The organism is Janthinobacterium sp. GW823-FHT06H09 (genome assembly GCF_058794735.1).
Window position 1 is genome coordinate 65,811 of record NZ_JBXAHC010000005.1, and the last position, 22,091, is coordinate 87,901.

Annotated in this window: 23 protein-coding genes; 7 read left to right on the plus strand and 16 right to left on the minus strand. The window is 63.2% G+C overall.

Annotated elements, in window-relative coordinates:
• The first annotated feature begins 387 nt into the window (after positions 1-387).
• Positions 388-1,014: an NYN domain-containing protein gene (locus tag AC1Q6X_RS09440; RefSeq protein ID WP_230504151.1), complete on the plus strand. Its 627-nt coding sequence runs from the start codon at positions 388-390 to the stop codon at positions 1,012-1,014.
• A 509-nt stretch (positions 1,015-1,523) separates the two neighbouring features.
• Positions 1,524-1,730 carry a dodecin gene (locus tag AC1Q6X_RS09445; RefSeq protein WP_034753599.1) on the plus strand — a complete coding sequence of 69 codons (207 nt, stop codon included), beginning with the start codon at positions 1,524-1,526 and terminating at the stop codon, positions 1,728-1,730.
• Between the two features lie 15 nt (positions 1,731-1,745).
• Here the strand turns inward: AC1Q6X_RS09445 and AC1Q6X_RS09450 are convergent, their stop codons facing one another.
• The gene (locus tag AC1Q6X_RS09450; protein WP_070289468.1) at positions 1,746-2,057 is read right to left on the minus strand and encodes a hypothetical protein; all 312 of its coding nucleotides are present in this window, start codon (positions 2,055-2,057) and stop codon (positions 1,746-1,748) included.
• Between the two features lie 150 nt (positions 2,058-2,207).
• On the opposite strand from AC1Q6X_RS09450, the gene AC1Q6X_RS09455 reads away from it, so the two are divergent.
• Positions 2,208-2,582 carry a hypothetical protein gene (locus tag AC1Q6X_RS09455; RefSeq protein ID WP_070289467.1) on the plus strand — a complete coding sequence of 125 codons (375 nt, stop codon included), beginning with the start codon at positions 2,208-2,210 and terminating at the stop codon, positions 2,580-2,582.
• A gap of 199 nt (positions 2,583-2,781) precedes the next feature.
• Positions 2,782-3,768, plus strand: a complete 987-nt coding sequence (locus AC1Q6X_RS09460) for an EDSAP-1 family PEP-CTERM protein (RefSeq protein ID WP_230504154.1) — start codon at positions 2,782-2,784, stop codon at positions 3,766-3,768.
• A 70-nt stretch (positions 3,769-3,838) separates the two neighbouring features.
• Here the strand turns inward: AC1Q6X_RS09460 and AC1Q6X_RS09465 are convergent, their stop codons facing one another.
• The 14 genes from AC1Q6X_RS09465 to AC1Q6X_RS09530 all read right to left on the minus strand — a co-directional run bounded on the left by AC1Q6X_RS09465 (position 3,839) and on the right by AC1Q6X_RS09530 (position 16,969).
• On the minus strand, positions 3,839-4,909 hold the full coding sequence (locus tag AC1Q6X_RS09465; RefSeq protein WP_070219075.1) for a LytR C-terminal domain-containing protein: 1,071 nt from the start codon (positions 4,907-4,909) through the stop codon (positions 3,839-3,841).
• 13 nt (positions 4,910-4,922) lie between these two features.
• Positions 4,923-5,861: a type II secretion system F family protein gene (locus AC1Q6X_RS09470; RefSeq protein ID WP_070289464.1), complete on the minus strand. Its 939-nt coding sequence runs from the start codon at positions 5,859-5,861 to the stop codon at positions 4,923-4,925.
• Positions 5,862-5,981: 120 nt separating this feature from the next.
• Positions 5,982-6,959: a type II secretion system F family protein gene (locus AC1Q6X_RS09475; RefSeq protein ID WP_070219073.1), complete on the minus strand. Its 978-nt coding sequence runs from the start codon at positions 6,957-6,959 to the stop codon at positions 5,982-5,984.
• A 12-nt stretch (positions 6,960-6,971) separates the two neighbouring features.
• The gene (locus AC1Q6X_RS09480; RefSeq protein ID WP_436542763.1) at positions 6,972-8,318 is read right to left on the minus strand and encodes a TadA family conjugal transfer-associated ATPase; all 1,347 of its coding nucleotides are present in this window, start codon (positions 8,316-8,318) and stop codon (positions 6,972-6,974) included.
• Positions 8,319-8,368: 50 nt separating this feature from the next.
• Positions 8,369-9,538: a CpaE/TadZ family protein gene (locus AC1Q6X_RS09485; RefSeq protein ID WP_070219071.1), complete on the minus strand. Its 1,170-nt coding sequence runs from the start codon at positions 9,536-9,538 to the stop codon at positions 8,369-8,371.
• 55 nt (positions 9,539-9,593) lie between these two features.
• Positions 9,594-10,202: a TadE/TadG family type IV pilus assembly protein gene (locus AC1Q6X_RS09490; RefSeq protein WP_070219070.1), complete on the minus strand. Its 609-nt coding sequence runs from the start codon at positions 10,200-10,202 to the stop codon at positions 9,594-9,596.
• Positions 10,192-10,674, minus strand: coding sequence for a TadE/TadG family type IV pilus assembly protein (locus tag AC1Q6X_RS09495; RefSeq protein ID WP_070313047.1), 483 nt, complete (start codon positions 10,672-10,674; stop codon positions 10,192-10,194). Before AC1Q6X_RS09495 ends, AC1Q6X_RS09490 begins: the two co-directional genes overlap by 11 nt.
• Positions 10,671-12,098 carry a pilus assembly protein TadG-related protein gene (locus AC1Q6X_RS09500; RefSeq protein WP_070289461.1) on the minus strand — a complete coding sequence of 476 codons (1,428 nt, stop codon included), beginning with the start codon at positions 12,096-12,098 and terminating at the stop codon, positions 10,671-10,673. The genes AC1Q6X_RS09495 and AC1Q6X_RS09500 overlap by 4 nt, the downstream gene beginning before the upstream one ends.
• The gene (locus AC1Q6X_RS09505; protein WP_230504157.1) at positions 12,088-12,396 is read right to left on the minus strand and encodes a hypothetical protein; all 309 of its coding nucleotides are present in this window, start codon (positions 12,394-12,396) and stop codon (positions 12,088-12,090) included. Before AC1Q6X_RS09505 ends, AC1Q6X_RS09500 begins: the two co-directional genes overlap by 11 nt.
• Before the next feature lie 16 nt (positions 12,397-12,412).
• The gene (locus AC1Q6X_RS09510; protein WP_230504158.1) at positions 12,413-13,861 is read right to left on the minus strand and encodes a type II and III secretion system protein family protein; all 1,449 of its coding nucleotides are present in this window, start codon (positions 13,859-13,861) and stop codon (positions 12,413-12,415) included.
• 20 nt (positions 13,862-13,881) lie between these two features.
• Positions 13,882-14,736, minus strand: a complete 855-nt coding sequence (gene cpaB / locus AC1Q6X_RS09515; protein WP_070289459.1) for a Flp pilus assembly protein CpaB — start codon at positions 14,734-14,736, stop codon at positions 13,882-13,884.
• Positions 14,733-16,106 (minus strand): ATP-binding protein, encoded by a 1,374-nt coding sequence (locus tag AC1Q6X_RS09520; protein WP_492496611.1) that lies wholly within the window; start codon positions 16,104-16,106, stop codon positions 14,733-14,735. The genes cpaB and AC1Q6X_RS09520 overlap by 4 nt, the downstream gene beginning before the upstream one ends.
• Before the next feature lie 93 nt (positions 16,107-16,199).
• Positions 16,200-16,733, minus strand: coding sequence for an A24 family peptidase (locus tag AC1Q6X_RS09525; protein WP_070219065.1), 534 nt, complete (start codon positions 16,731-16,733; stop codon positions 16,200-16,202).
• 53 nt (positions 16,734-16,786) lie between these two features.
• Entirely contained in the window at positions 16,787-16,969 is a 183-nt protein-coding gene (locus AC1Q6X_RS09530; protein WP_034752975.1) for a Flp family type IVb pilin, read from the minus strand.
• A 481-nt stretch (positions 16,970-17,450) separates the two neighbouring features.
• Between AC1Q6X_RS09530 and AC1Q6X_RS09535 the strand changes: the two genes are divergently transcribed.
• Positions 17,451-18,497 (plus strand): GGDEF domain-containing protein, encoded by a 1,047-nt coding sequence (locus tag AC1Q6X_RS09535; RefSeq protein ID WP_070219064.1) that lies wholly within the window; start codon positions 17,451-17,453, stop codon positions 18,495-18,497.
• On the opposite strand, the gene AC1Q6X_RS09540 is transcribed toward AC1Q6X_RS09535, so the two are convergent.
• Positions 18,494-19,720, minus strand: a complete 1,227-nt coding sequence (locus AC1Q6X_RS09540; protein ID WP_409027407.1) for an HD-GYP domain-containing protein — start codon at positions 19,718-19,720, stop codon at positions 18,494-18,496. The two genes, AC1Q6X_RS09535 and AC1Q6X_RS09540, sit on opposite strands and share 4 nt — an antisense overlap.
• Positions 19,721-19,858: 138 nt before the next feature.
• Between AC1Q6X_RS09540 and AC1Q6X_RS09545 the strand changes: the two genes are divergently transcribed.
• Together AC1Q6X_RS09545 and AC1Q6X_RS09550 are read left to right on the plus strand one after the other, a co-directional pair.
• Positions 19,859-20,788, plus strand: coding sequence for a LysR substrate-binding domain-containing protein (locus AC1Q6X_RS09545; RefSeq protein ID WP_492496945.1), 930 nt, complete (start codon positions 19,859-19,861; stop codon positions 20,786-20,788).
• A gap of 74 nt (positions 20,789-20,862) precedes the next feature.
• The gene (locus tag AC1Q6X_RS09550; protein WP_492496614.1) at positions 20,863-22,005 is read left to right on the plus strand and encodes a hypothetical protein; all 1,143 of its coding nucleotides are present in this window, start codon (positions 20,863-20,865) and stop codon (positions 22,003-22,005) included.
• Positions 22,006-22,091: the final 86 nt, after the last annotated feature.

A 22,091-nucleotide genomic window follows, 5' to 3' on the forward strand; every position in this document is an offset into this window, starting at 1 on the left:
CAGTTGACCAACGCCAGCAACTGGCAATCCACGAAGGCGCTCATTTTCCCCCGAAGATACTCATATAATTCACTAAGCACCTTCGGAATTTTTTGAGCACCATCGGAAATTCGCCTCCCACAGTCGCCAAGCCCAGCCTTCTTCATACCTCCTTTGATTGCCGCCTATAAGTAACAACCTCCGTATAACAGAATGTTGCAACAAAGTAAAATTTCACTCGTAAATAGTTCCCCCTTTTAGGGGACTCTGTTGAGAGATACGAGCAATTTTTTTATCTTTATTTCGGAATTTTACTCGCCACAGCAGATACTTAGAATAGTCAAAAAAATTCAACAATTACGCATGCATAAATAAAAAATACTATATTTATAAATTAATAGGAAAAACATGAGCCAAAAAGTAATTGGTTTTGTAGATGGTGAGAATATGATTTTTAGATTTCAAGACATGGTTAAAGATGGTGCTATAAAAAATAAAGACGTTGTCCACGAAGAAAACCTACTTGTCTGGCATCCAAAAATAACAGAAGAATTTTTCGCTGACTTCGCAAGGATTTCTTACTATCAAACCTTCGTGGGAGATCATAATGCTCTGGATAATGCACGAAAAAAGATATGCGAAACATCTTATACATATGCAGAAAGTGACAAAATTAAAGGGACCGGGTATCTCCAACCTAGAGTATTCAAAAAAGAAGGCAGAACGGCAAAATCAAAAAGTGTTGATATTAATCTTACTGTAGATATGATGCGACACTCATACGATAGAAACTTCGATACCCTATTAATAATTGGTGGTGACGGTGATTACTTACCTCTAATAGAAGAAGTTGCTCGACATGGAAAACAAGTCTGGCTCGCCGCATTTTCTAAAGGGTTAAGCCCATTATTAAAATATTCCGCCGATCAATTTATCGATCTGGATAAAATATTCTTCCGTCAGCCAGCAAAACCTAGAGTGTTAAGGAAACCTGTTGCTCCATCGAAAAACAATGTTGCCATATCTAAGGAATGAAATTTCCACATAAATTAACTACCATTTAAGTTATCATGAAAATAGCATAGTTTTGTTCGCATCTTCTTTAGCCACTTTGAAATCCTGCTAATTTCTCGGCAAGACTATCAAAGCCAAAGCATTGACATTAGATAATTCGGCTAGTACTAGCTACCACTGAACTTCTAGCTAACTTGTAGACGTGACAAACAGGCTACCAATTCCCCGAGAACATCGCTTTGGCATCCCACTTAATGTAGAATGTTCAATCATCAAGTACCAATTCGAAACCGCTAGTCGGCACCAGAATTCAGTAGGAAATCAAGGGGTACAGGCCTATGCTTGTAGCCCTTTTTTCTTTTCTCCCGCCGGGGAGACACTCCCGGAATCCTTGAAACCCATCGAGGCAAGCCGCCCGCATGACGCATGCTGCACCGCGCAATGACTATCAGCACGTTTAGGCGCAAGATGAGCACGTGCTTGCGCAAAGCAGGCTCCCGATGTCTGGCTTGCCTACCTGGGGAAATATCATGTCCGCACACACTTACAAGCTGATCGAACTGGTCGGCACGTCGACCGAGAGCAGCGATCAGGCGATACGCGATGCCATTGCCAAGGCGGCGCTGACGGTCAAGCATATGGACTGGTATGAAGTGACGGAATCGCGCGGCCATATCGTCGATGGCAAGGTGGCGCACTTCCAGGTCACGCTGAAGGTCGGCTTCCGGCTCGAATAGCGTACTGCGGCGCATTCACCGCCGCCCGGCTACTGCCCGGCTCTCCAGCCACTCCCGGCCGCCGGCCTCCAGCGCGGCCTCGATAACCTTTTCCGGCAAGCTGTAGACGGTCGCCCAGCTGGCGCGGCCGTCCTGCGTATTCGCGGGGAAGCTGTGCGTTTCAATCGGCCAGTGGTATTTGCGTTTCAGCGCTTTCACGATGGCGGCCAGCGAGACGCGGCCTTGCAGCGGTTCGGCGCCGGACTGGTCGCGGTTCGACAGCAGCACGGCCAGGACCTGGCCGCGGCCCGTGCGTGCGCCGGGGAAGGTGGGGGTTTTGTTTGCCATGGCCTATTTTACCGGGCAAGCCATGATGTGCCGCACCTTTGATCTGGCGCAAGCGCCGCAGCGGCGTTGCGGCCACGATGAGCATTTCGCCAGGCGTGCCGGCGCCCCTCCGGCAGCCTGGGCTAGCGACAAGGGGCACAGGAGAACATCATGCACAGCCTGAACATCCACGCCATGCAATGGCAGCCCGTCGCCGATATTTCCGCCGTCGATCCGCTGCTGCCCGACGACCTGGCGTGTTTTCGCGAACTGCGCGACGTGCTGCAGCGCTATGGCGCGCTCGACCGCTTCGGCATTTCCCTGATCCACCGCCATTTCGACATCGCCGACGACGAGGAGCTGATGGAGTACACGGATGCGGCCGCCCGCACGTTGACGGTGAAGCCTGTCAAGAAAAGCGACATCGACTGGCAGCACACGACGATTACCAACTGGAAATTGACGGAAGGCGAGGAAGTGGCGCGCATCGGCTGCGGCTGCGCGCGCAATTCGGGTGGCCACCTGGGTTATCACCGGGGCACCTGAAAGCGGCGTCGGCCTTTCTTACACTTTGCTTCCACCGGCTCAGTCTGCTTTACGCAAGCACTTGATTCCATGTGCTTTTTTTGTGTGGCATACAAGCTGCTTATCACTGTCTACGAGATGAATTCAGACAAGTCATTCTGGACATTCTGGATTCTTTCTCCCCCGGATTTCCCGAGACTGACTACGATAAGAGGCTGCGATGAACGTCGATCACACACGAAACAAGACCCTGGGTTGGCTGGGCGCACTGGCGGCGGCAAGTCTGCTGGCCAGTGGTCAGGCGCAGGCAGGTGCCTACGGCCTGGCCGTCAACGAGTTGAACAATTTCCGTATCACCACCAGCGCTGGCGCGCTGTCGCTGGCTGGCGCCAACCGCAATGCCAGCGACAGCGCCTTTTTCCAGGGCGGCGTGGCCGTCAATCCGCGCGCCGTCAATACGGGTCCGGCTGCCAACGCCGACGTGCTGCAAGTGTGCTCCGGCACCGGCTGCAGCGCCTCGCCGCAAAACCACTACGCGCCCACCGCTGCACTGGAGTTCGCGCGCGGCGATGCGCATTCCTTCGGCAATATGCTCACTGCCGCCGGCTCCACCGTCAGCGCCGTGTCAGAAGCGCAGCGCAACACGGTGGGGGCGGCGTCCTCCACGGCCGGCGACACGCTGACCGGCTCCGTCAACCTGACCCTGTCGAGCGCCGGCTTCATCACCTTCAGCTTCATGGGCCGACGCGACCTGCGCACCAGCGTGACGACCATGGGCGACAAGTCGAACGTGTCGATCATGGATATCTTCAATATCTCGTGCAATGCCGCCAGTCCCGTCGGCTGCCTGTCGCATGCGAATGCCGACGGCGTGATCTTCCAGTTCGCGCCTGATGGCGATGCCAGCAATGGCAGCGACATCAACGGCAACCATACGGTCGGTAGCCTGGACCCGTTCAGCCTGAACATGACGGCCGGCACCAACGACCCGGCCACCGGGCGCGCCTTCACGAATGGCTTCGCGATGTTTTCCCTGACCTCGAATTTCGCCCTGCCCGCCGGCAGCTACACCTTGAATTTTTCCAAGTCCACGCGCACCGACATCGTCGTCATCGATCCCTTGCAAGTGCCGGAGCCAGGCACCCTGTTCCTGCTGGGGACGGGATTGGCCGTCCTCGCCTTTACGCGCCGCCGCCAGGCTAAATAAGCACTGGCACGCTCAAAAGCACGCGGCGCCCGCAAAAGGCGCCGCGTTTTTTTATGCCAGCCGATGCGTGTTAACCGAGCCGTGCCAGCGCCTGGCGCGCCAGCTGCAATTGCTGCAGATAATAGCGGTGCAGCATGGCGGGGTCGCTCAAGTCGCGCCCCAGTACCAGACGCAGCTCGCTGGCGGGGCAATCGGCGGCCTGGGTCTGCACCTGGGTCTGCACCTGCGTACCCAACTGGCGGGCCAGCTGGCGCGCCGCCTGTTCCTGCGCGGGCCGGTACTCGACGCGCGTGCGCGCCACCTGGAAGCTGGCTTCATTGGCCAGGCGCACCACCTGCACGGGCGCTCCTGCCAGACTGCGCGCCAGCGCGGCGGCCAGGCCCGGCACGCCGTTGCCGTTGACAATTTCCAGGCGCGGACGCGGCGTGCCAGCCACAGGCGCAGCCGGCACCAATGGGCTAACGGTCAGGCTGCGCACCGCCGCCGGCACGCGTCTCAGGCGGGCCATGCCATCGCTCTGCGTGATCTCCACGCGCGCCATGGCGGGCGCATCGGGCACCGGCGCGGGCACGCCCTGCGGCGGCGCCTCGCCGCGCAACAAGGCCAGATCGCGCCGCACATCGTGTTCCTGCAAGCTGGCCGCCTGGCGCCGCATGACGGCGGCGCGCTCGTGCTGTCCCAGCCGTTCCAGTACCTGCGCCAGGTGCTGCCAGGCCAGCGCATTGAGCGGATCGAGCAGGCATGCCTGTTCCAGCACGGGCAAGGCTTGCGCGTCGCGGCCGCTTAAATAATAGGCGTGGCCGAGATTGCTGAACAGATAGGCCTGCTGCGGCTGCCGTGTACCCGCCTCCTGCGTCAAGGCCAGCCAATGGGCGATCGCCGCGTCATGCTCGCCCCGCTGCGCGTGCAGCACGGCCAGTCCGTTGCGCGCGTTCACGTGGCGCGGCGCATGGCGCAGGGCTTGCTCATAAGCCGCTTGCGCCGCGGGCAGGTCGCCCCGCTCGACATGCTGGCGCCCCGCCGCATAGGCGGCATCGGCGTCAGGCCACTGCGGCGCCGGTGCATGGGCCAGCTGCGTGGTACAGGCGGCCAGGCCCAGACAGGCGCAGGCGGCGGCCAGGCGGGATATCGTCAAGCGCATGGTGAGACTCCTTTCAGCGGCTGGCCATGGCCGGCACGAGCACGCGATAGACTTCGATCACGGCCGGCCCCATCAGCACCAGCATCAGGGTGGGAAAGACGCAAAAAATCAGCGGGAACAGCAGCTTTAACGCGATCTTCGCCGCCGCCTCCTCGGCCAGCAGGCTGCGCTTGCCGCGCAGGTTTTCCGAATGCACGCGCAGCGAATCGCCCATGCTGGTGCCGAAGCGTTCCGACTGGATCAGCATGGCGACCAGGGTATCGACGTCTTCCACGCCGCTGCGCAAGGCCAGGTTGCGCAGCGCCTTTTCCTTGGAAAAACCGGCGCGCATTTCCATCAGCACCAGTTGCAATTCCTGCGCCAGTACCACGCTTTTGATGTGGATCTCGCCCGACACCTTTACCAGCGCGCGCTCCAGGCTCAGGCCCGCTTCCACGCACACGGTCAGCAAGTCGAGCGCATCGGGGATGTTTTCGAAAATGTCGCGCTGGCGCCGCTTGGCCGTGCTGGCCAGCACCAGGTTGGGCAGGTAATAGCCGATGGTGGCGCTGACGCACAGCAGCAACAGCAGCACGCTGCGCAGCTGCGCCGCCATGGCGCTGGCCGCATACAGGCCCAGCACGGTGGGAAACAGCAGGGCCAGCACGCTTTTCGCCGCAAAGTACAGGGCCGGCGCGCTCGCCTGGCGCCAGCCCGCGTTCATGAAACGCGTGCGCAGCGGCGAGCGTTCCCAGCCCTCTTCCGGCAGCGACAGCTTGCTGAACGGCTGCGCCACGCGCACCACCCGCTCGACCCAGCCAGTATCGGCCACCGCCTCGCTGGCGGCCGACGCCGTGGCGCCGAACAGACGCTGGCGCAAGGTACCGGGAAAGAAGATCAGCCACGCCAGCAGGGCCAGCGCCACCACCACGGCAAAGACGATCAACAAGAACAGCAGTTGTGCACCGGTCATGAAGTATTCCTCCTCTGATCGACTGAAAAAACGTTCAGGGCTAGGCGCGTCGCCGAAGACAGTACGGGCGTACGGCGAGGCGACGCAACAACGCCATGGACTTTTTTTCAGGCGCGCCCTTCAAATACGGATGCGGATGACGTTACGCATCCAGACGACACCCAGCGCCACCATGCCAGCCGCGTACCACAACAGTTTGATGCCGCTGGGATCGGTCCACAGCAGGCGGATGTATTGCGGGTTGACCAGGGCCATGACACCGATCATCACCACCGGCATCAGGCCCAGCACCCAGGCCGACATGCGCCCCTCGGCCGACAGCACGCGCACCTGTCCCAGCAGCTTCAAGCGGGCGCGGATGATGCGCGCGATGCTGACCAGCACCTCGGCCAGGTTGCCGCCCGATTCGCGCTGCACCAGCACGGCGATGACGAGGTAGCGCAAGTCCGTCAGCGGGATGCGCGCGGCCAGGTTTTGCAGCGCCTCGTTCATCGGCACGCCGTAATTGATCTCTTCGTGCGCCGTCTTGAATTCGCCGCTGATCGGCTCATTGAGTTCGTCTCCCACCATCTGCAGCACGTTCGAAAACGAGTGCCCGGCGCGCAGCGCGCGGGCCAGGAAATCGGCCGCTTCCGGCAGTTGCGCCTCGATCTTTTTCAGCCGCGCGGCGCGCGCGCGCAGCACGAACAAACACGGTGCGCTCACGGCGCAGGACAGCAGCAGCAAGGCGCCGGGCAAGGGCATGGACCAGGCCGCCAACAGCAGCAAGGCCGCCAGCAGCAAGGCGCCGCTGCCGCCCAGGAATTGCGCCACCGACCAGGACAAGCCCGATTGCAGCAGCAAATGATCCAGCCGCGCCGCCTGCGGCATGCGCCGCAGCAGCCGCTCCAGGCCGGGCGAACGCGCATAGCGGCGCTGCTTGAGGATGGAGACGCGCTCGCCGCCCGCCTCGCCGCGCGCCGCCATCAGCCGCAGGCGCCGGTTGATGCGCCGCGCCGCGCTGCCATGCGTGCCCGACCACCACAGCCAGGCCCCTTCCACCATCAGAATGCAGGCGGCGAACAGCAGCACGGCAAAGCCGTAGAACACCAGGTCCATGATCCCTCCCCCTTACTCATAAATTCGGTCCGGGTCGAACACCGTGTCCGGCACCGGCGCGCCGAACATGCGCAAGCGCTCCGTAAAGCGGGGCCGCACGCCCGTGGCGCAAAAGTGGCCCTGCACCTTGCCGTCGGCATCGACGCCCGTCTGCTCGAAGCGGAAGATTTCATGCATGGCGATGATGTCGCCTTCCATCCCCGTCACTTCCTGCAGGCTGACCAGCTTGCGCGCGCCATCCGTCAGGCGCGACACTTGCATCACCACCGTCACGGCCGAACAGATCTGCTGGCGCGTGGCGCGCGGCGTCAGGTTCACGTTGGCCATGCCGACCATGTTTTCCAGCCGCGCCAGCGCGTCGCGCGCCGTGTTCGAATGGATGGTCGCCAGCGACCCTTCATGGCCCGTGTTCATCGCCTGCAGCATGTCGAGCGCCTCTGCGCCGCGCACCTCGCCCAGGATGATGCGGTCGGGCCGCATGCGCAGCGCATTGCGCACCAGCGCGCGCTGGCTTACTTCGCCCTTGCCTTCGATATTCGGCGGGCGCGTTTCCAGGCGCACCACGTGCGGCTGGCGCAGCGCCAGTTCGGCCGCATCCTCGATGGTGACGATGCGCTCGCTGCCGGGAATGAAGCCGGACAACACGTTGAGCAGGGTCGTCTTGCCGCTGCCCGTGCCACCCGAGATCAGGATGTTGACCTTGGCCTGCCCCAGCGCCTGCAGCACCTGCACCATGGGCGGCGTCAGGCTTTTATAGTCGAGCAGGTTGGCGATCGTCAAAGGCTGCACGGCAAAGCGCCGGATCGACAGGATCGGCCCGTCGACGGCCAGCGGCGGGATGATGGCATTCACGCGCGAGCCGTCCGGCAGGCGCGCGTCGACCATCGGGCTCGATTCGTCGACGCGCCGTCCCACGCGCGAGACGATCTTTTCGATGATCTTCATCAGGTGCGCATTGTCGTGGAAGGTCACGTCCGTCAGCTGCAGCCGCCCGCCCCGCTCCACGTACACCTTGTCGCAGGTATTGACAAGGATGTCGGACACGCTGGCGTCGGCCAGCAACGGTTCCAGCGGACCAAAGCCCAGCATCTCGTGCTGGATGTCGAGCACCAGGCTATGCCGCTCGTGCTGATTGAGGACGATGCGCTCTTCCTCGATCACGCGCTGCACCAGCAGCGCCAGCTCATGCTTGAACTGCTCGGCAGTCAGGCGTTTCAGGCGTTCCAGGTCGATACGGTCGAGTATCGTCTGGTGCATGGTTTTTTTCAGTTCCTGGTAGGCGTGCAGCGCCAGCGCGCCTTGTCCATTGCTGGCGGGGCGCACCGTTTCATTTGCCGCCAGGCGTTCGCGTAAAGTCATCTCGGCTCCCATGATGGCCCCCGGCGGGAGCCTTGACATATGTTTCTGTCCTAAACCTCGCTGCGGCTGAACAGGCGGTCGAACAGGCCGCGGCTTTCCGTCACGCGGCGCGCCGTCACCAGTTCCACCAGCTCGGCCAGGCTGCGCGCCACGGCGCTGGTGCGCGACAGCTGCAGCAGCGGGATGCCCTGGTTGACGGAATCGGTGGCGGCGATGTAATCGTTGGGCACCGTGTGCACCACTTCCGCGCCCAGCGCCTGCTCCAGGTCCGCCAGGCGCAGGCGCCCGCCCTTCTCATAACGGTTGACGATCAGGCGCAGGCGCTCGCCCGGATAGCCGAGCGAGCGGAAAATGTCGAGCAGGCGCCGGCCGTCGCGGATGTCGGGCAAGGCCAGCTGCAGCACCGGATAGATGGCGTCGGCGTTGTCGAGCGCGCGCAGCGACAGCGCATCGATCTGGCGTCCCACGTCGAGCACGATGTAGTCGTAGTGCTGGCGCGCCACGGCCAGGATGCGGTCCATGTGCTCGGGCTGCATGTCGACCTTGTGCGCGGGGTCGTCGGCCGCCGCCAGCACGCCGAAGTTCGGCGTCACGTGCACCAGGCACGAGGCGAGGAAGGCGCCGTCCATGCGCGCGATCTGGGCACAGATGTCGGACAGTGTCATCGCCGGCTTCTGGTCCGAGACATACAGGGTGGCGTCGCCGAACTGGCCATGCAGGTCGATCAGCAGCACCTTGCAGCCGGCCAGGCTGGCCAGCGCGTAGGAAAAATTCGTCGATAGAAAGGTGGCGCCGCTGCCGCCCTTGCACGAGATGAAGGCGAGGACTTTACCGTCGCGCATCTGCGTCACGCCGGCCTGGATATCGACCCGGTCCATCGCCTCGTGGAAGGCCTTGTGCACCAGCGGCAGCTGCAGCACTTCGCGCATGCCGGCGCGCATGGCGCGGATCAGCACATCCTGCTGCTGTCCGCGCGTGAGCAGCATCAGCACGGCCAGCGGATACTGGCGCGCCAGGCGCTCGAGCAGGTCGGCTTCGTCGGCATCGATACCGCTGGCGTCGACGATCACCAGTTCCGGCGCTTCCGGCAGCATGCGCTCGACGGCGTCGCGCAGGCCGCTGCGCCGTTCCAGCAGCCGCAGCACGGGCATGCGGGCCGCCCCCTGCGCAGCAATTTCATCGTGCAAGCTGGCGTCGCGGCTAATCATCAGGGCTTTCATCGCACTTCCTCGCTTCTTTCAGGTCTACACAGTCGGCTGCGCCGCCAAGTGGCGCTCAAGGACAAAAACCGGGATTGTCCGGATAACCCAGCGACTCGGCCACGGCCATGGTGGCGCCGTTGGGCAGGCGTACGGCGCCTGCGCCGGAAGGAAACATCACTGCCAGCAGCGGCAGGATGGGCCGGTACGGCACGCTCTCGCAGCGTCCGCCATCGCCGGGCACGCACAGGCGCGCGCGCACGAAACGGATGCAGCTGGCGCCATGCGGATCGTCCAGGCAATTGATGCGGTTACGCTGCGGACAACCGGGCATCACCGTCACCGGCAATGCCGCCAGCGCGGCGCCGCCGCTGGACTGCGACAGGTAATCGATGCGCACATACGCGTCGCTGATGCCGCCGCCCAGCGGCAGCACGCCAGGCGCGGCGCGCAGCACGGCTTGCGCGCGCACGGCCTGCAGCGCACTTGCATTGCTGAAATCGGTAACGGCGGCGCCGCGCGCGGCACGCCGGGTAATCTCGTGCACCATATTCCATAGATACACGGCGCGCGCCACTTCCAGCATGGCGAACAGGAACAGAAAGAACAGCAGCGCCAGCATGGCGAACTCGACGGCGAAGACGCCGCCCTGGCGCTGCCGGCGGGGGCGCAGGTTAATTAACATAGCGTACTGTCGCATTGGCGCGCAGCGGGATCGGCGCCAGCTGCGGCAGCCACTTGCGGGTCAGTTCGGGCAGGAAATCCACCGGCATGTCGACGGACAACTTGATGCGCACCTGCAGCGGCGCCGCTGCATAAGTGCCGCAGCTGTAGGAATCGTCGGCATACACGCATTCCACGCTGATCAGGTATGGCTGCATGGCCGGCCAGCTTTCCGCCATGGCATCGACCACCATCTGCCGGGCAAACACGGCACCCTGGTTCGCCGTGTCGCCCCTGGCCATCTGCGACAGCGGCATGGTGGCCAGGTAGCGCGCCGCATCGTGCGTACTTTTTTGCAGGGCCGTGTACACCAGCAGCGCGCGGCCGAACAGCAGCACGAAAGGCAGCAGCGCCATGAAAAACAGCAGGATCAGCGCCAGCTCGATGGCGGCGACACCCTCCTGGCGGCGTCGCGCGCGGCAGGGCGGCCTCATTGCAGCAGCTCCGCAGGGCCCGCCAGCGCGCCCTCGGCCACGAGGCCGTCAAATTCGGCGCTCAACACGCCGTTGCTGGCCGGCGCCGTCATGAAGAAGCGGCCGATGCCGCGCACCTGCGCCAGCACGTCGCTGCCGACCGGCACAGGGCAGGCCAGCAGGGCAATATGCAGCAGGCGCCGCTGCGCCACGCCCGTATTGCCGGTCGGCGCCGTCTGGTAAGCCAGCGTCTGGTATGGCGGCGTGGCAGGGTAGCCGGGCTTGGCGGCCGGCGCGGCAGGGCTAGCCGGATACAGCTTGGCCCAGTCACTGGTGGCGAACGGCACGTAGCCGCCGGCCGGCTTCACACTGCTGTACTTGACCGCCTTGCCAAACGACCACAGCGGGCCGTAACTGCCAACGGCAGGCGGCGTCGCGTTCGATTCCGGATCGGCCACGGACAGCAGCGGATTGCCGGTGCTCAGGGCGCTCGGCGCGTCGGGCGTGTTCGTCATCCACCAGTTCGTGGCCGTATTCGGATAGGCGCGGATATTCGTGTCGGGCGGCGCCGTGACGGGATGACAGCCGCTGCCCGCATGCAGGTTGAAGCGCGCGTTGAAGGCCGGCCACAAGGCGGCGGGAAACGGCCGGTGCACATGCACTTGCGCGCTGCCGATGCGCGGGTACAGCACCGTGCCGCTGCACACAAACGGCAGCACGCTGGACTCGCCGACCTGCAGCGACGAGCCCACCACGCCCGGCTGGCCCAGGGGATTGAGCACGAAATGTTCGGCCGCCGGACCGTGCGGATTGAGTTTCAACAGGTTATACGCCACGCCGCGGCGAAAACCATATTCCAGCAGCTCGACGGCCGGCAGCAGCGCCGCATTCGTGCGCGGGCTGGCCGCGCTGGCCGACAGCGCGCACACGGCCAGCGGCGTCAGGTTCAGGCTGGTACGTCCTGCCACGGCGCGCCCCCCCGTGTCCAAGGTGCGCAGCGCCGGCGACAAGGCGCCCAGGAACGCCGTCGCCACCCGCCCCAGCGACGGTGCATTGGCCTGCGTATCGACGCGCACGAACAGCGCCGTGGCGGCGTCGGGCACGGCGCCCGCCGCATGCCATTCGCTGGCGGGCGCGCCGGGCGCGCTGGCGAAGCGGATGCTGGCGTCCGACAGGATCGCGCCCTGCATGCGGCGCCGCCACGCGCTCTTGTCGGCCGCACTCTGCTTGGCCTTGTCCACGGCAGCGAGCAAGCCTTCGGGCGTGCCCACCAGTTCGGCGGCCGCCGCCAGCGCCGCGTTGTCGGCCAGGTTCTGCAATTCCGTCTTGCGGCCGATGACCTGTCCCACGTCGAGCGCCAGGCCGATAAAGCCCAGCACCAGGATAAGCAGGATGGAAAAGGCGATCAGCATCGCCCCGCGCTCGCGCCGGCGTCTATTTGCCATTGGCGCCTCCCAGCATGAACTGCACCGGCTGCGGCGCCTGGCCGTTCGGTTCGGCGAACGAGGCGCGGTAGCGCTGCATGACGGCGTGCGCGCTGGGGCCGTCAAGCCCGTCGGCAGGCTGGCGATTGTCCGCGCTGGCCGGATCGCGCACCTGCTGCGCCATGGCCAGACGCACGGCGTCGCCGAAGCGCGGGTCCAGCTGCGGCGTGCTACTACTGCTGTGCGCACAGGCTGCCAGCTGCAGCGCCAGGGTCAGCGCGCCCAGGCGCCGCAGCCCTATCAGGAGCGAATTCGGCATGGCGTGTCTCCCCGTCTCATTTCAACTCGAAGCCGTTGGCCGCGCGCGGCGGCGGCACGGACGGCGGCGCTGGCGGCACGGTGGCTTCCATCTTGCCGCGCAACATCAATTCCGTGCGCGAAGGCGACGCCAGCTGCGCCGTCGGCAGCACGACATCGGCCGGCAAGGGTTTCACCAGGTGCGCGGTAATGACGAATAACAATTCCGTGCGGTCATGCTGGAAGTCCGTGCTGCGAAACAGCGCGCCGAGGATGGGCAGTTCGCTCAGCCACGGCACGCCCGCGATGTTGCTCACCTGGTTGTTCTTGATCAAGCCGCCGATGGCGTAGCTCTGGCCGTCATACAGCTGCACCGTGGTCGAAGCGCGCCGCGTGGTGATGACGGGCAAAATAGAACGTCCGCTGACGCCGGCGGCGGAAATGCCCACCCCTTCGCGCGACAGTTCCGACACTTCCGGCGCCACCTTCAAATTGATGCGCCCGCCCGACAGCACGGTGGGGGTAAATCGCAGGCCGACGCCATACTCGCGCTCTTCCAGCGTGATCTTGTTGTTGTCCTGGCCGACGGGAATGAATATTTTGCCGCCGGCCAGAAAACTGCCCTCCTGTCCGCTGATCGCCATCACCGTCGGTTCGGCCAGGATGCGCACCAGGCCATCCTGTTTCTGCGCCTCGATGGTCAGCTGCTGGCCATTCGACTTGCGCACGTCGAGCAAGCCGTTGGCCGTGCCGCTCAAGAAATTCGACAGCAAGGTGGTGGCCCAGCTGCCGGAGGCGAAGCGCAGGGTGGCGCCCACTTCCAGCCGCTCCAGCAGCGACTTCGACACTTCGGCGATCTGCACGGCCAGCATCACCTGCTGCGGCGCGCTGACGTCGAGCATATTGATGACGCGGCTGTTCGCGCTGCCCGCGCCGCCGGGTGCAGCGGCCGCGAGCGGCAAGGCGGCGCCATCGGCTGGCTTGGGCAGCGCCAGCGGTGCGGTGGCGCGGCGCACATACGCATGCGCCAGCTCGACGGCGCGCAGCACGGCGCCCGCATCCTGCACCGTGCCCGACAGCACCAGGGTATCGGCCACGGCCGTCACGCGGATGGCTTTTTCTTCCGGCATCAGGGCCGCCAGGGTCGTTTGCAGGCCGGACGGGTCCATGCTGACACTGACGTTCACCACGCTGCACACGCCGCTCCTGCCCTGAATGATCATATTCGTGCTGCCCACGTCGACACCGACCACATACAAGGTGTCGGGTGCGACCAGCATGGCTTGCAGCATGGCCGGATTGCCGACGCTGCGGGCCAGCACCGCCTCGGGCAAGTGCAACATGCTCGACTTGCCCACCTGCAGCTGCAAGTTGCCGGGCGTCGCCGCTTCGCCGCCGCAGCGGGGGCCAGGATCGGCTGCCGCGCCGGCAAGCGGCAACAGCAGGCAGCACAGTGTCAGCAGGGCGCGGTTCATGAGCGTGTCCATGGTTGATCAAGGCAACAAGGCTAAAAACATTCGCGCGACTGGCGCGTCCCATCGATGACGCCGCTGCACTGGCGCTTGGGCTCCGGCGGCGCCTTGGCCACGCGCACGGGACGCGGCGCCACGGCCGGCACGGGCGCGGCGGCGGGAGCAGGCTCGGCTTCATGCGGTCCGCCCAGCAGGGTCAGCTTGGTGGCACCCGCCGTCACGCCCGGCTGCGGGTCGACCTGGTTGCGCAGCACCAGCGACAGGCTGCCCACGCTGCGCGCCAGATCCAGGTTTTCCGCCTGTTCCGGCGTCACTTCCAGGGTCACGGCATTGACCACGCGCGGCTTGGTCTCGTCGCGTCCCACTTCCTGCGCCACGGCCAGCACGAGGATGCGTTCGAGCACGATCTTGGAAATGTTGCGGCTTTGCGGAAACGCGCGGTCGCCGGCATCCTGCTGGGTACTGACGATGATGTCGACATAATTGCCCGGCAAGGCGAAGCCGGCCACGCCGATCACGTCGTTGACGCGCACGGTGATGGCGCGCCGCCCTTCCGTTATCAGGGCCGACAGGCCGCCCAACGTCCCCACGGGCGCCAGCTTGGCTTCGCTCAGCGGCTCGCCGCGCAGCACGCTCGTTTTCAGTACCCGTCCCGCCAGTTTCGCCGGGTCTTGCAGCGCCCCTTGCGGCAAGCTTTCCGCCGGCCATTCGGCCAGGCGCAGCATCTCGGGCGTCAGGCGCTGGCCCAGGTTGACATCGCTGGAGGCGACGACGATCTTGCCCTTGCCGGCCGGCGTCTGGCGCAGCAGCCAGTGCGAGGCCAGCAGCACGGCCAGCAGACCCAGCACCACGGCCAGGCCCATCATCAGCAGGGCGCGCCGGTTTTTCATGCGATGCGCTCGTACAGGCTGGCGGCCGGCATGTCGCAACTGGCAAACAGACTGCTCCAGGCCTGCTCCAGGGCGCCCACCGTCAGGCGCGCCTCGCTGCCGGCAAAGCCGGCGAAGTCGCCTATGCGCGCCAGCAATTCCTGCGGATAGCTGGCCAGCAGGGGCCGTCCCTGCGCGCCATGCAGCTGCAGCAGATGGTTCAGGGCCAGCTCGTCGATGGTCATGCCGGCCAGGCGGCATTGCTGGCGGAACAGGGCGCGATAGGCGTTCTCGGCCAGCGGCCCCACCTGCACCTTGTAGCCGATGCGGCGCAGCAAGGCAGGATCGAACAGCTCGCCCGGCGGCACATTCGTGGCCAGCACGAGGGCGTTATCGAAGGGCACGCTGATCTGCACGCCGCCGGGCAGGCCCAGCTGATCGCTGCCCCGTGCCAGCGGCTGCATCAGCCGCGTCAGCAGTTCTTGCGCGCCCAGGCGCTGGCGGCCCAGGTCGTCGATGATCAGCATGCCATTGTTGGCCCGCACATGGGGCGGCGCCTGGTAGCAGCCGCCGCTGGCGTCGAGGCGCAGCTCCAGCGTGCCGGCGTCGAGCTCGGCGCCCACGTGGATCACGGGACGCTGGCACAGCACCCAGCGGATATCCGTGCTGCGCCGCTCCAGCGCCTGGCGCGCATGGCTGACGTGCTGCGGCGCGGGCGGCAGGTGCTGGGCCGGATCGTACAACTGGATGATGTCGTGGCCGACGACGATGGCGTAGGGCACGGCGACCAGCCCGTGCAGCAATTGCCCCAGCTGCAGCGCCAGGGTCGACTTGCCGCTGCCGGGCGGACCGTACAGCAGCAGCGAGCGCCCCGAATGCAGGGCCGCGCCCACCACGTCGAGCATGCCCGGCCCCGCATGGGCGCCGCCCAGCACGGCGGCCAGGTCATCGCTGCCGACACGCTGTTCCTGTGCCAGCCACGACTGGCGCGCCACCATGGCGCGGTACGCTTCCAGGGTGACGGGAGCGGCGCCGATATACGCGCAGCGTTCAAGAAAAGCGCTGGCGCGCTGCTTGCCGGCGCCCGTCAGCTGGTACTGCACGTCGATGTCGGACTCGCCGCGCCAGGCCACTTCGGCCATCTGCTCCGTCACCATGAAATCGAGCACTTCGCGCAAGACATTGATCGACAGGCGCAAGCGCGTCGTCAGCGCGGACAGATGCGTCTTGCCGCCCACAAACATCAACTTGGCAATCAGTTCGACGACCAGCGGCCGCTCCAGCCCCGTTTCACGCAAGCTCTTCGGCTGCGGCGGCAAGGGCGGCATCAGGTTCGCGTCGGCGGGGCGCGGAACGCTGTCGGTGCTCATGGAATAGTCGACCTCGGTCATGCTGCGTCTCCTAGCCGGTTAAGGCTGCTTTGAACAGAATTCATTCTAGCGAGCGGGCACTGGCGCCCATTGATTCAGAGCAATGAATGCCAATCAGAAATAATGCTGCCCTTGCACCACCAGGCAGCCCAGGGCAATGGCCAGTCCGTACGGCATGTTGCCCACGCTGGCATGGCTGCCCAGTGCGGTCGGCGCCAGGGGAATGCCAGCCATGCGCGCGATCATCGGCCACAGCAGCTGGCGCAGATTGCCGAGGCAGGCGCGCCACTTGCCCTGGTACGTGATCATCAGCACGGCCATCAGGCCGCCCAGGACAAACGTGGCGAAACAGATCTGCAGCACGGGCCAGGGACCGGCAAAGGTGCCCACCATGGCGATCAGCTTGACGTCGCCGGCGGCCATGCCGCGCAGCACATACAGAGGCAGGAACAGAAAGAAGCCCGTCGCCATGCCGCCCAGCACCAGCTGCGGCACGCGGTGTGGCCACAACCACAAATGCAGCGCCAGCGCGGCGAGCATGCCGGCCAGCACCAGCCAATTCGGAATCTTGCGTTGGATCAGATCACTGACGGCGGCCCCCGTCACGAAGCACAGCAACAGCAGGTCGCACAAGGCAGTTGCAGGCATGGCACACCTCACGAAAAAAACCCGCTGCCGGCCGGCCAGCAGCGGGCACCCGCTTAGGGCGTCAACACCAGGTTCGACGAAATGTCGGTGAGGACGGCCAGCAAGTTGGTCTTGATCAGCAAGAATCCGGCCGTGATGGCGGTGGCCATCAAGGCCGCAATCAGGCCGTATTCGATTGCCGTAATGCCATCCTCATCCTTGACAAACTGCTGTACTGCCGACAGGAAGGTATGCATGACAAGCTCCCAAAAGTGAATCACAAGTCCCTGGCGCAATCGGGTGTGAAACATTGCCCTTTCCTGCTAATATGTTTCCTGCCGTAAATTTCTGCGCCATTGCATTGACTATAAAGCGTCCACGTTTTGGCAAATTGACGCGCCACAAGTTTCCATATGGAAATTATCAAACCTTGTCGACATGGCGGCTGGCGCAAACAAATGTTGCGATCCGGATTGAAAGCCTTCGTCAGGGCAAGTTTTTTGCAATGTAGTGCATGAATCTCATGTATTTACATGAAATATTGCATACGTTAATTGCCTATTAGGCAAAAAGACATTATCCTGCTTAGCTCTTCTTTGGAAAGGCCTCTCGCCCGGCGGTACAGAGCGTCATGCCACCAAATAAATCTTGGCTTCTTGTAGACGGACGCGAACATGCTCTTGCTTGATGCAATGCTGGTATGACGACACTTGTGTGACTACTTTCCAGAGAACGACAATGGATTCCCTACTGAAACACATGGTGGACATGACCGGGCACCGCGACCACACGATGCTCGACATTTCCGTGATCTCGGCAGTGCAGGAACTCGCTGCCGCGTCGCAGACCCGTGTGCTGGCCCTGACCACCGTGCGTGGCCAGGTGTTCGTGCGGTCGCGGGCCATCATCGTGGCGGGCAGCGTGGCCCGCATGGAAGAGCATACCGACCCTACCCTGCCAGGCGAACCGCTGTCCGACTACCCGGCCCTGGCCGCCTGCATCAAGCGCCATGAAGCGAGCGCCGACACCCTGTGCGCCGACGGCCGCCACCTGCTGTGGCTGCCCATCTGGATCGGCGACCAGGTCACCACCTGCCTGGAAATCACCAACCCCACGCCCTACACGGGCGCCACCATCCAGGTGATCGGCGGCATCGTCAGCGTGTACCGCAATTTCCAGAACCTGCTCGACTACAGCGAACGCGATTCGCTCACCGGCCTGTTGAACCGCAAGACCTTCGACGACCAGCTGGCGAAAATCCTGCACAGCCGCGGCGAACCGGAAGCGGACAAGCCGCGTCCCGTCGATGAAGAACGGCGCCACCATACGGACACGGAACGGCAATGGCTGGCCGTGATCGACGTCGATCATTTCAAACTGGTCAACGATAAGTTTGGCCACCTGTATGGCGATGAAGTGCTGATCCTGATCGCCAACCAGCTGCAATCGTCGTTCCGCTCGCAAGACCGCATCTTCCGCTTCGGCGGCGAGGAATTTGTCGTGCTGCTGCGCTCGATCACCCTGGAAAATGCGCAGAAAATCATCGACCGCTTCCGCACCAATGTCGAGGCGCACGACTTCCCGCAAGTGGGCAAAGTCACCGTCAGCGTGGGCTTCGTCAGCATCAACGCCTACGAGGCGCCCGTCATCATCCTCGGCCGCGCCGACCAGGCCTTGTATTACGCCAAGAGCCATGGCCGCAACCTGGCTTGCCATTACGACGAGCTGGTAGCGAAAGGTTTGTTAACGACCATTGCCTCGAACGATACGGCGGAATTTTTCTAGGCATCCGCCAGCGATAAAAAGCGCATGGGATCGACCTGCCACTTGGCCGCCGACTCATGGCCGACGATCTTGTCGGCGCCGCCAAAACCGAAGCCGCGCGACAGGTCCACCGTCTCGGGCTTGATGTAGGTCTTGCTCTTCGTACTGAAAAACACATTCACTTTCGGCGCCAGCAGATTGCTTTCGTGCGCCTCGACGACGACGGCCAGGCGGCCCGATTCCAGCATCACCATGGTGCCCACCGGATAGATGCCCACGCAGCGCATGAAATCCTGCGCAAACACGGGGTTGAAATGGAATTTGCTCCATTCATAAATCTTGCGCAGGGCTTCGGCGGCGGGAATGCCCTTGTGATAGCTGCGGTCCGACGTCAGCGCGTCGTACACGTCGACGATGGCGGCCATCTGCGCCAGCTCGCTGATGGCGTCGCCGGCCAGCTGGTCCGGATAGCCGCTGCCGTCGCGCCGCTCGTGGTGGTGCAAGGCGATGTCGAGCGGAATGGCGCCCAGGTCGGGCGACTGCAGCAGGATCTCGTAGCCATCGCGCGGATGGCGCTTGATCAGGGCAAATTCCTCGGACGTGAGGGGACCGGGCTTGTTCAGCACGCTGTCGGGCACCAGCGCCTTGCCCGTGTCGTGCAGCAGGCCACCGAGGCCCGCCTGGTGCGTGGTGGCCGCATCGATGCCGCGCGAGCGGCAAAACGCCACCAGCAGCGCGCACACGCTGACGGAATGCAAAAAGGTGTAGTCATCCTTGGTCTTGATGCGCAACAAGCCGACGAGGGCACCGGGATTGCGCAGGATCGATTCGGTAATATCTTGCACCGTGTGCTGCACGCGGTCGAGCTCGACCGCCTTGCCCAGGCGCACGTCGGCCATCACCGTGCGTACCAGGCTCGCCGCCTGGCGCCGCACCTGCGCGGCGCGCGCCAGTTCCATGCCCAACGACACGCGCGTGACCACCTGCGGCGCCGCGGCGATCTGCACCAGTTCGCGCTCGGTCTCGGCGCGCGCCTGCGCCACGGTGGGCGCATCCTGCACGTCGAGGCCCTTGCCGCTGTCGATCACCACGTCGTGGATGCCGGCCTGCACGATCTTGCGGATTTCATCGTCGCTGCGCAACAGAAAACGGTTGCGCACGAACGGATGCGTCATCCAGTCACAGCTGAGGTCATGAATGTACATGCCCACTTTTAATTGAGACGAATCAACTTTCTTGAGCATGCTGTCATCCCACAAATACGCGGCTGGAGCACCGAAGGCGCTAGAATGAGTATAACAAAATTGTTATTCTGCTGGCCGCGTTCGGCGCTGCGGCGCAACACCCTGTTTTTTCCGCTCACCGCACCGCTATTGGGACCCATGGAACTGCGCCAATTACGCTACTTTGTCGCCATCGTCGACCACGGCTCGCTGTCGCGCGCGGCCCTGATCCTGCACGTGGCGCAGCCGGCCCTGACGCAGCAGCTGCGCCAGCTGGAAGAGGAACTGGGCGTGCAGCTGCTGCACCGCTCGGCCCAGGGCGTGCTCAGCACGGATGCGGGCAAGGTGTTTTACGAACATGCGCAGGCGATCCTGAAACAGGTGGCGGACGCCCGCTCGGCCGTTACGCAAAGCGCCACGCGGCCGTCCGGCAATGTCACCCTGGGCTTGCCGCACAGTATCTCCGGCGCCCTGGCCCTGCCCCTGCTGCTGGCCGCGCGCGAACGCTATCCCGAGATCACCCTGCAACTGACGGAAGAAATCACGGGCAACCTCAATGCACAGCTCAAATCGGGCCGCATCAATCTGGCCGTGCTGTTCGACGATGGCCAGCTGACGCCGTTTTCCTGCTGCCCCCTGGTGGAGGAAGAAATGCGTTTTATCTGCCGCAGCGATTCGCCGTTCGCGCCCCCGGGCACGGCGCTGTCATTCGCGCAGGCATTGAGCGCCACCCTGATCCTGCCGGGCCTGCAGCATGGCGTGCGCCCCCGCATCGACAGCCGCGCCCGCGAACTGGCACTGGAGACGGCGAACGTGATCGAGATCAACTCGATCGCCATCCTGAAATCGGCCATCCTGGCCGGCATGGGCGCCACCATCCTGCCCGCCGCGCCCCTGCTGGCCGAACTGGACAGCGGCGCCATGCGCAGCTACGCCATCCACAGCCCCGTGCTGTCGCGCACGGTGGCCCTGTGCGCCTCAAAAAACATTCCCCTCACCAATGCAGGCAACGCCGTGAAAAACCTCGTGCTGCAAGTGGCCGCCGAACTGTGCGGCAGCGGACGCTGGGTGGGGGCAAACGTGCTGTAGCGTGAATTATTTTTCCAACAATAATTTCTCAAAAGAAATAAAATGATGGTCTTATTCATTTCACCATCGTCATCATGTTCTTGCTTACCACTTCCTTGCGCCGTCTGGCGGCAAGCGCCGCCCTGCTGCTACTGATGCAGGGCGCCCAAGCCGCCCGCCCTCAATCCGAATTTCCCTTGCGCGAGGTGCTGCTCAGCGATGTTGCGCAGCCCATCGAAAGAAAAGAAATCGAGGTGGTGGTATTTATTGCGCCGGAAAGTTGCACGCCCAAGACCCATGAAAGTACCTGGGGTACCATCGTCTCGTCGGACAACACCTCCCTGTTCAAAAGCTGGGCTTGCCGTGCCTATCTCGACACTGCCAAGGATCCGAAAGAAGAACTCGCCTTCGTCCCCATGCCACCCGCGTTCAAGCGACCATCCATCCTCTACACCGTGCAGGGACTGCCTGCCAGCACGACGGGGCGGCGCTACGTGGCGTTGATCGACTGGAAATATGCCGATACCACGCTAGGAAAATGTAATAGCTATGGCTGCCATTCCTCCCTCATCATGCTCATTGAAGCGGTGGTATATGACCGAGTGGCGGGTAAAACCATCTGGCATTCCATAGAAACGACGCGTGCCACCATGAAGGACCTTCACTACGATGCAAAAGAGGCCAGATCCATGGGGCCACTTAACGTCTCTATTGCGCTGAATGGGATCATGGGGCACAAAGCCCAGCACGAAGCAGAGGAACAAGGCATGCGCCGCACGACCGCCCTGGAGCCGTCGAATGCGCTTGGGCAAGCGGGCACGGTACTCAACAGAAAAGCCAATCTGATCCTCTTTAACCGCATGCCGCAAGAAACGGTAGATAGCGAGAAATTCGACAGTGGCAGGAAATTCTATGATATCCAGTCCAGCCATCTGCAGGGCCGCGCGAAAAAAACCTCTTACTATAATGACTCCAAGACCCATGTGGCGCTGGAACTGCCGCCGGGCACGTACGAAATCGCCTTCTACAAAGACCGCAAGACCTTCGATATCAAGGAAAATGGGCCTCCCGTCTACCTGAGCTTTGATAACGGTATCTTCAGCACCATCAGTATCAATGAACTCAGTCCGCAAAAAGCCCTGGAACTGACGCAAGACTCGCTCAATGCCCTGCTGCCCGAGTTGACGCCCGTCGCCTATCCCTTGCGCGCGCGCAAGCTGCAATGGACGCAGCCCTAAGCGGGCACGGCAGACAGGGCCTGTCTTGCGGCGCAAGGCAGGCCATCATTTTTTCTTATACCCCCATCGCCAAAGCGTATTTGCCC

Coding starts and splice junctions, on each gene's coding strand:
- cpaB (WP_070289459.1), bottom strand. CDS start 14,736: ATGAAAAACCGGCGCGCCCTGCTGATGATGGGCCTGGCCGTGGTGCTG.
- AC1Q6X_RS09520 (WP_492496611.1), bottom strand. CDS start 16,106: ATGACCGAGGTCGACTATTCCATGAGCACCGACAGCGTTCCGCGCCCC.
- AC1Q6X_RS09525 (WP_070219065.1), bottom strand. CDS start 16,733: ATGCCTGCAACTGCCTTGTGCGACCTGCTGTTGCTGTGCTTCGTGACG.
- AC1Q6X_RS09500 (WP_070289461.1), bottom strand. CDS start 12,098: ATGGCAAATAGACGCCGGCGCGAGCGCGGGGCGATGCTGATCGCCTTT.
- AC1Q6X_RS09455 (WP_070289467.1), top strand. CDS start 2,208: ATGCACAGCCTGAACATCCACGCCATGCAATGGCAGCCCGTCGCCGAT.
- AC1Q6X_RS09480 (WP_436542763.1), bottom strand. CDS start 8,318: ATGACTTTACGCGAACGCCTGGCGGCAAATGAAACGGTGCGCCCCGCC.
- AC1Q6X_RS09495 (WP_070313047.1), bottom strand. CDS start 10,674: ATGAGGCCGCCCTGCCGCGCGCGACGCCGCCAGGAGGGTGTCGCCGCC.
- AC1Q6X_RS09460 (WP_230504154.1), top strand. CDS start 2,782: ATGAACGTCGATCACACACGAAACAAGACCCTGGGTTGGCTGGGCGCA.
- AC1Q6X_RS09465 (WP_070219075.1), bottom strand. CDS start 4,909: ATGCGCTTGACGATATCCCGCCTGGCCGCCGCCTGCGCCTGTCTGGGC.
- AC1Q6X_RS09550 (WP_492496614.1), top strand. CDS start 20,863: ATGTTCTTGCTTACCACTTCCTTGCGCCGTCTGGCGGCAAGCGCCGCC.
- AC1Q6X_RS09545 (WP_492496945.1), top strand. CDS start 19,859: ATGGAACTGCGCCAATTACGCTACTTTGTCGCCATCGTCGACCACGGC.
- AC1Q6X_RS09490 (WP_070219070.1), bottom strand. CDS start 10,202: ATGTTAATTAACCTGCGCCCCCGCCGGCAGCGCCAGGGCGGCGTCTTC.
- AC1Q6X_RS09530 (WP_034752975.1), bottom strand. CDS start 16,969: ATGCATACCTTCCTGTCGGCAGTACAGCAGTTTGTCAAGGATGAGGAT.
- AC1Q6X_RS09470 (WP_070289464.1), bottom strand. CDS start 5,861: ATGACCGGTGCACAACTGCTGTTCTTGTTGATCGTCTTTGCCGTGGTG.
- AC1Q6X_RS09535 (WP_070219064.1), top strand. CDS start 17,451: ATGGATTCCCTACTGAAACACATGGTGGACATGACCGGGCACCGCGAC.
- AC1Q6X_RS09540 (WP_409027407.1), bottom strand. CDS start 19,720: ATGCTCAAGAAAGTTGATTCGTCTCAATTAAAAGTGGGCATGTACATT.
- AC1Q6X_RS09445 (WP_034753599.1), top strand. CDS start 1,524: ATGTCCGCACACACTTACAAGCTGATCGAACTGGTCGGCACGTCGACC.
- AC1Q6X_RS09485 (WP_070219071.1), bottom strand. CDS start 9,538: ATGAAAGCCCTGATGATTAGCCGCGACGCCAGCTTGCACGATGAAATT.
- AC1Q6X_RS09440 (WP_230504151.1), top strand. CDS start 388: ATGAGCCAAAAAGTAATTGGTTTTGTAGATGGTGAGAATATGATTTTT.
- AC1Q6X_RS09475 (WP_070219073.1), bottom strand. CDS start 6,959: ATGGACCTGGTGTTCTACGGCTTTGCCGTGCTGCTGTTCGCCGCCTGC.
- AC1Q6X_RS09505 (WP_230504157.1), bottom strand. CDS start 12,396: ATGCCGAATTCGCTCCTGATAGGGCTGCGGCGCCTGGGCGCGCTGACC.
- AC1Q6X_RS09510 (WP_230504158.1), bottom strand. CDS start 13,861: ATGGACACGCTCATGAACCGCGCCCTGCTGACACTGTGCTGCCTGCTG.
- AC1Q6X_RS09450 (WP_070289468.1), bottom strand. CDS start 2,057: ATGGCAAACAAAACCCCCACCTTCCCCGGCGCACGCACGGGCCGCGGC.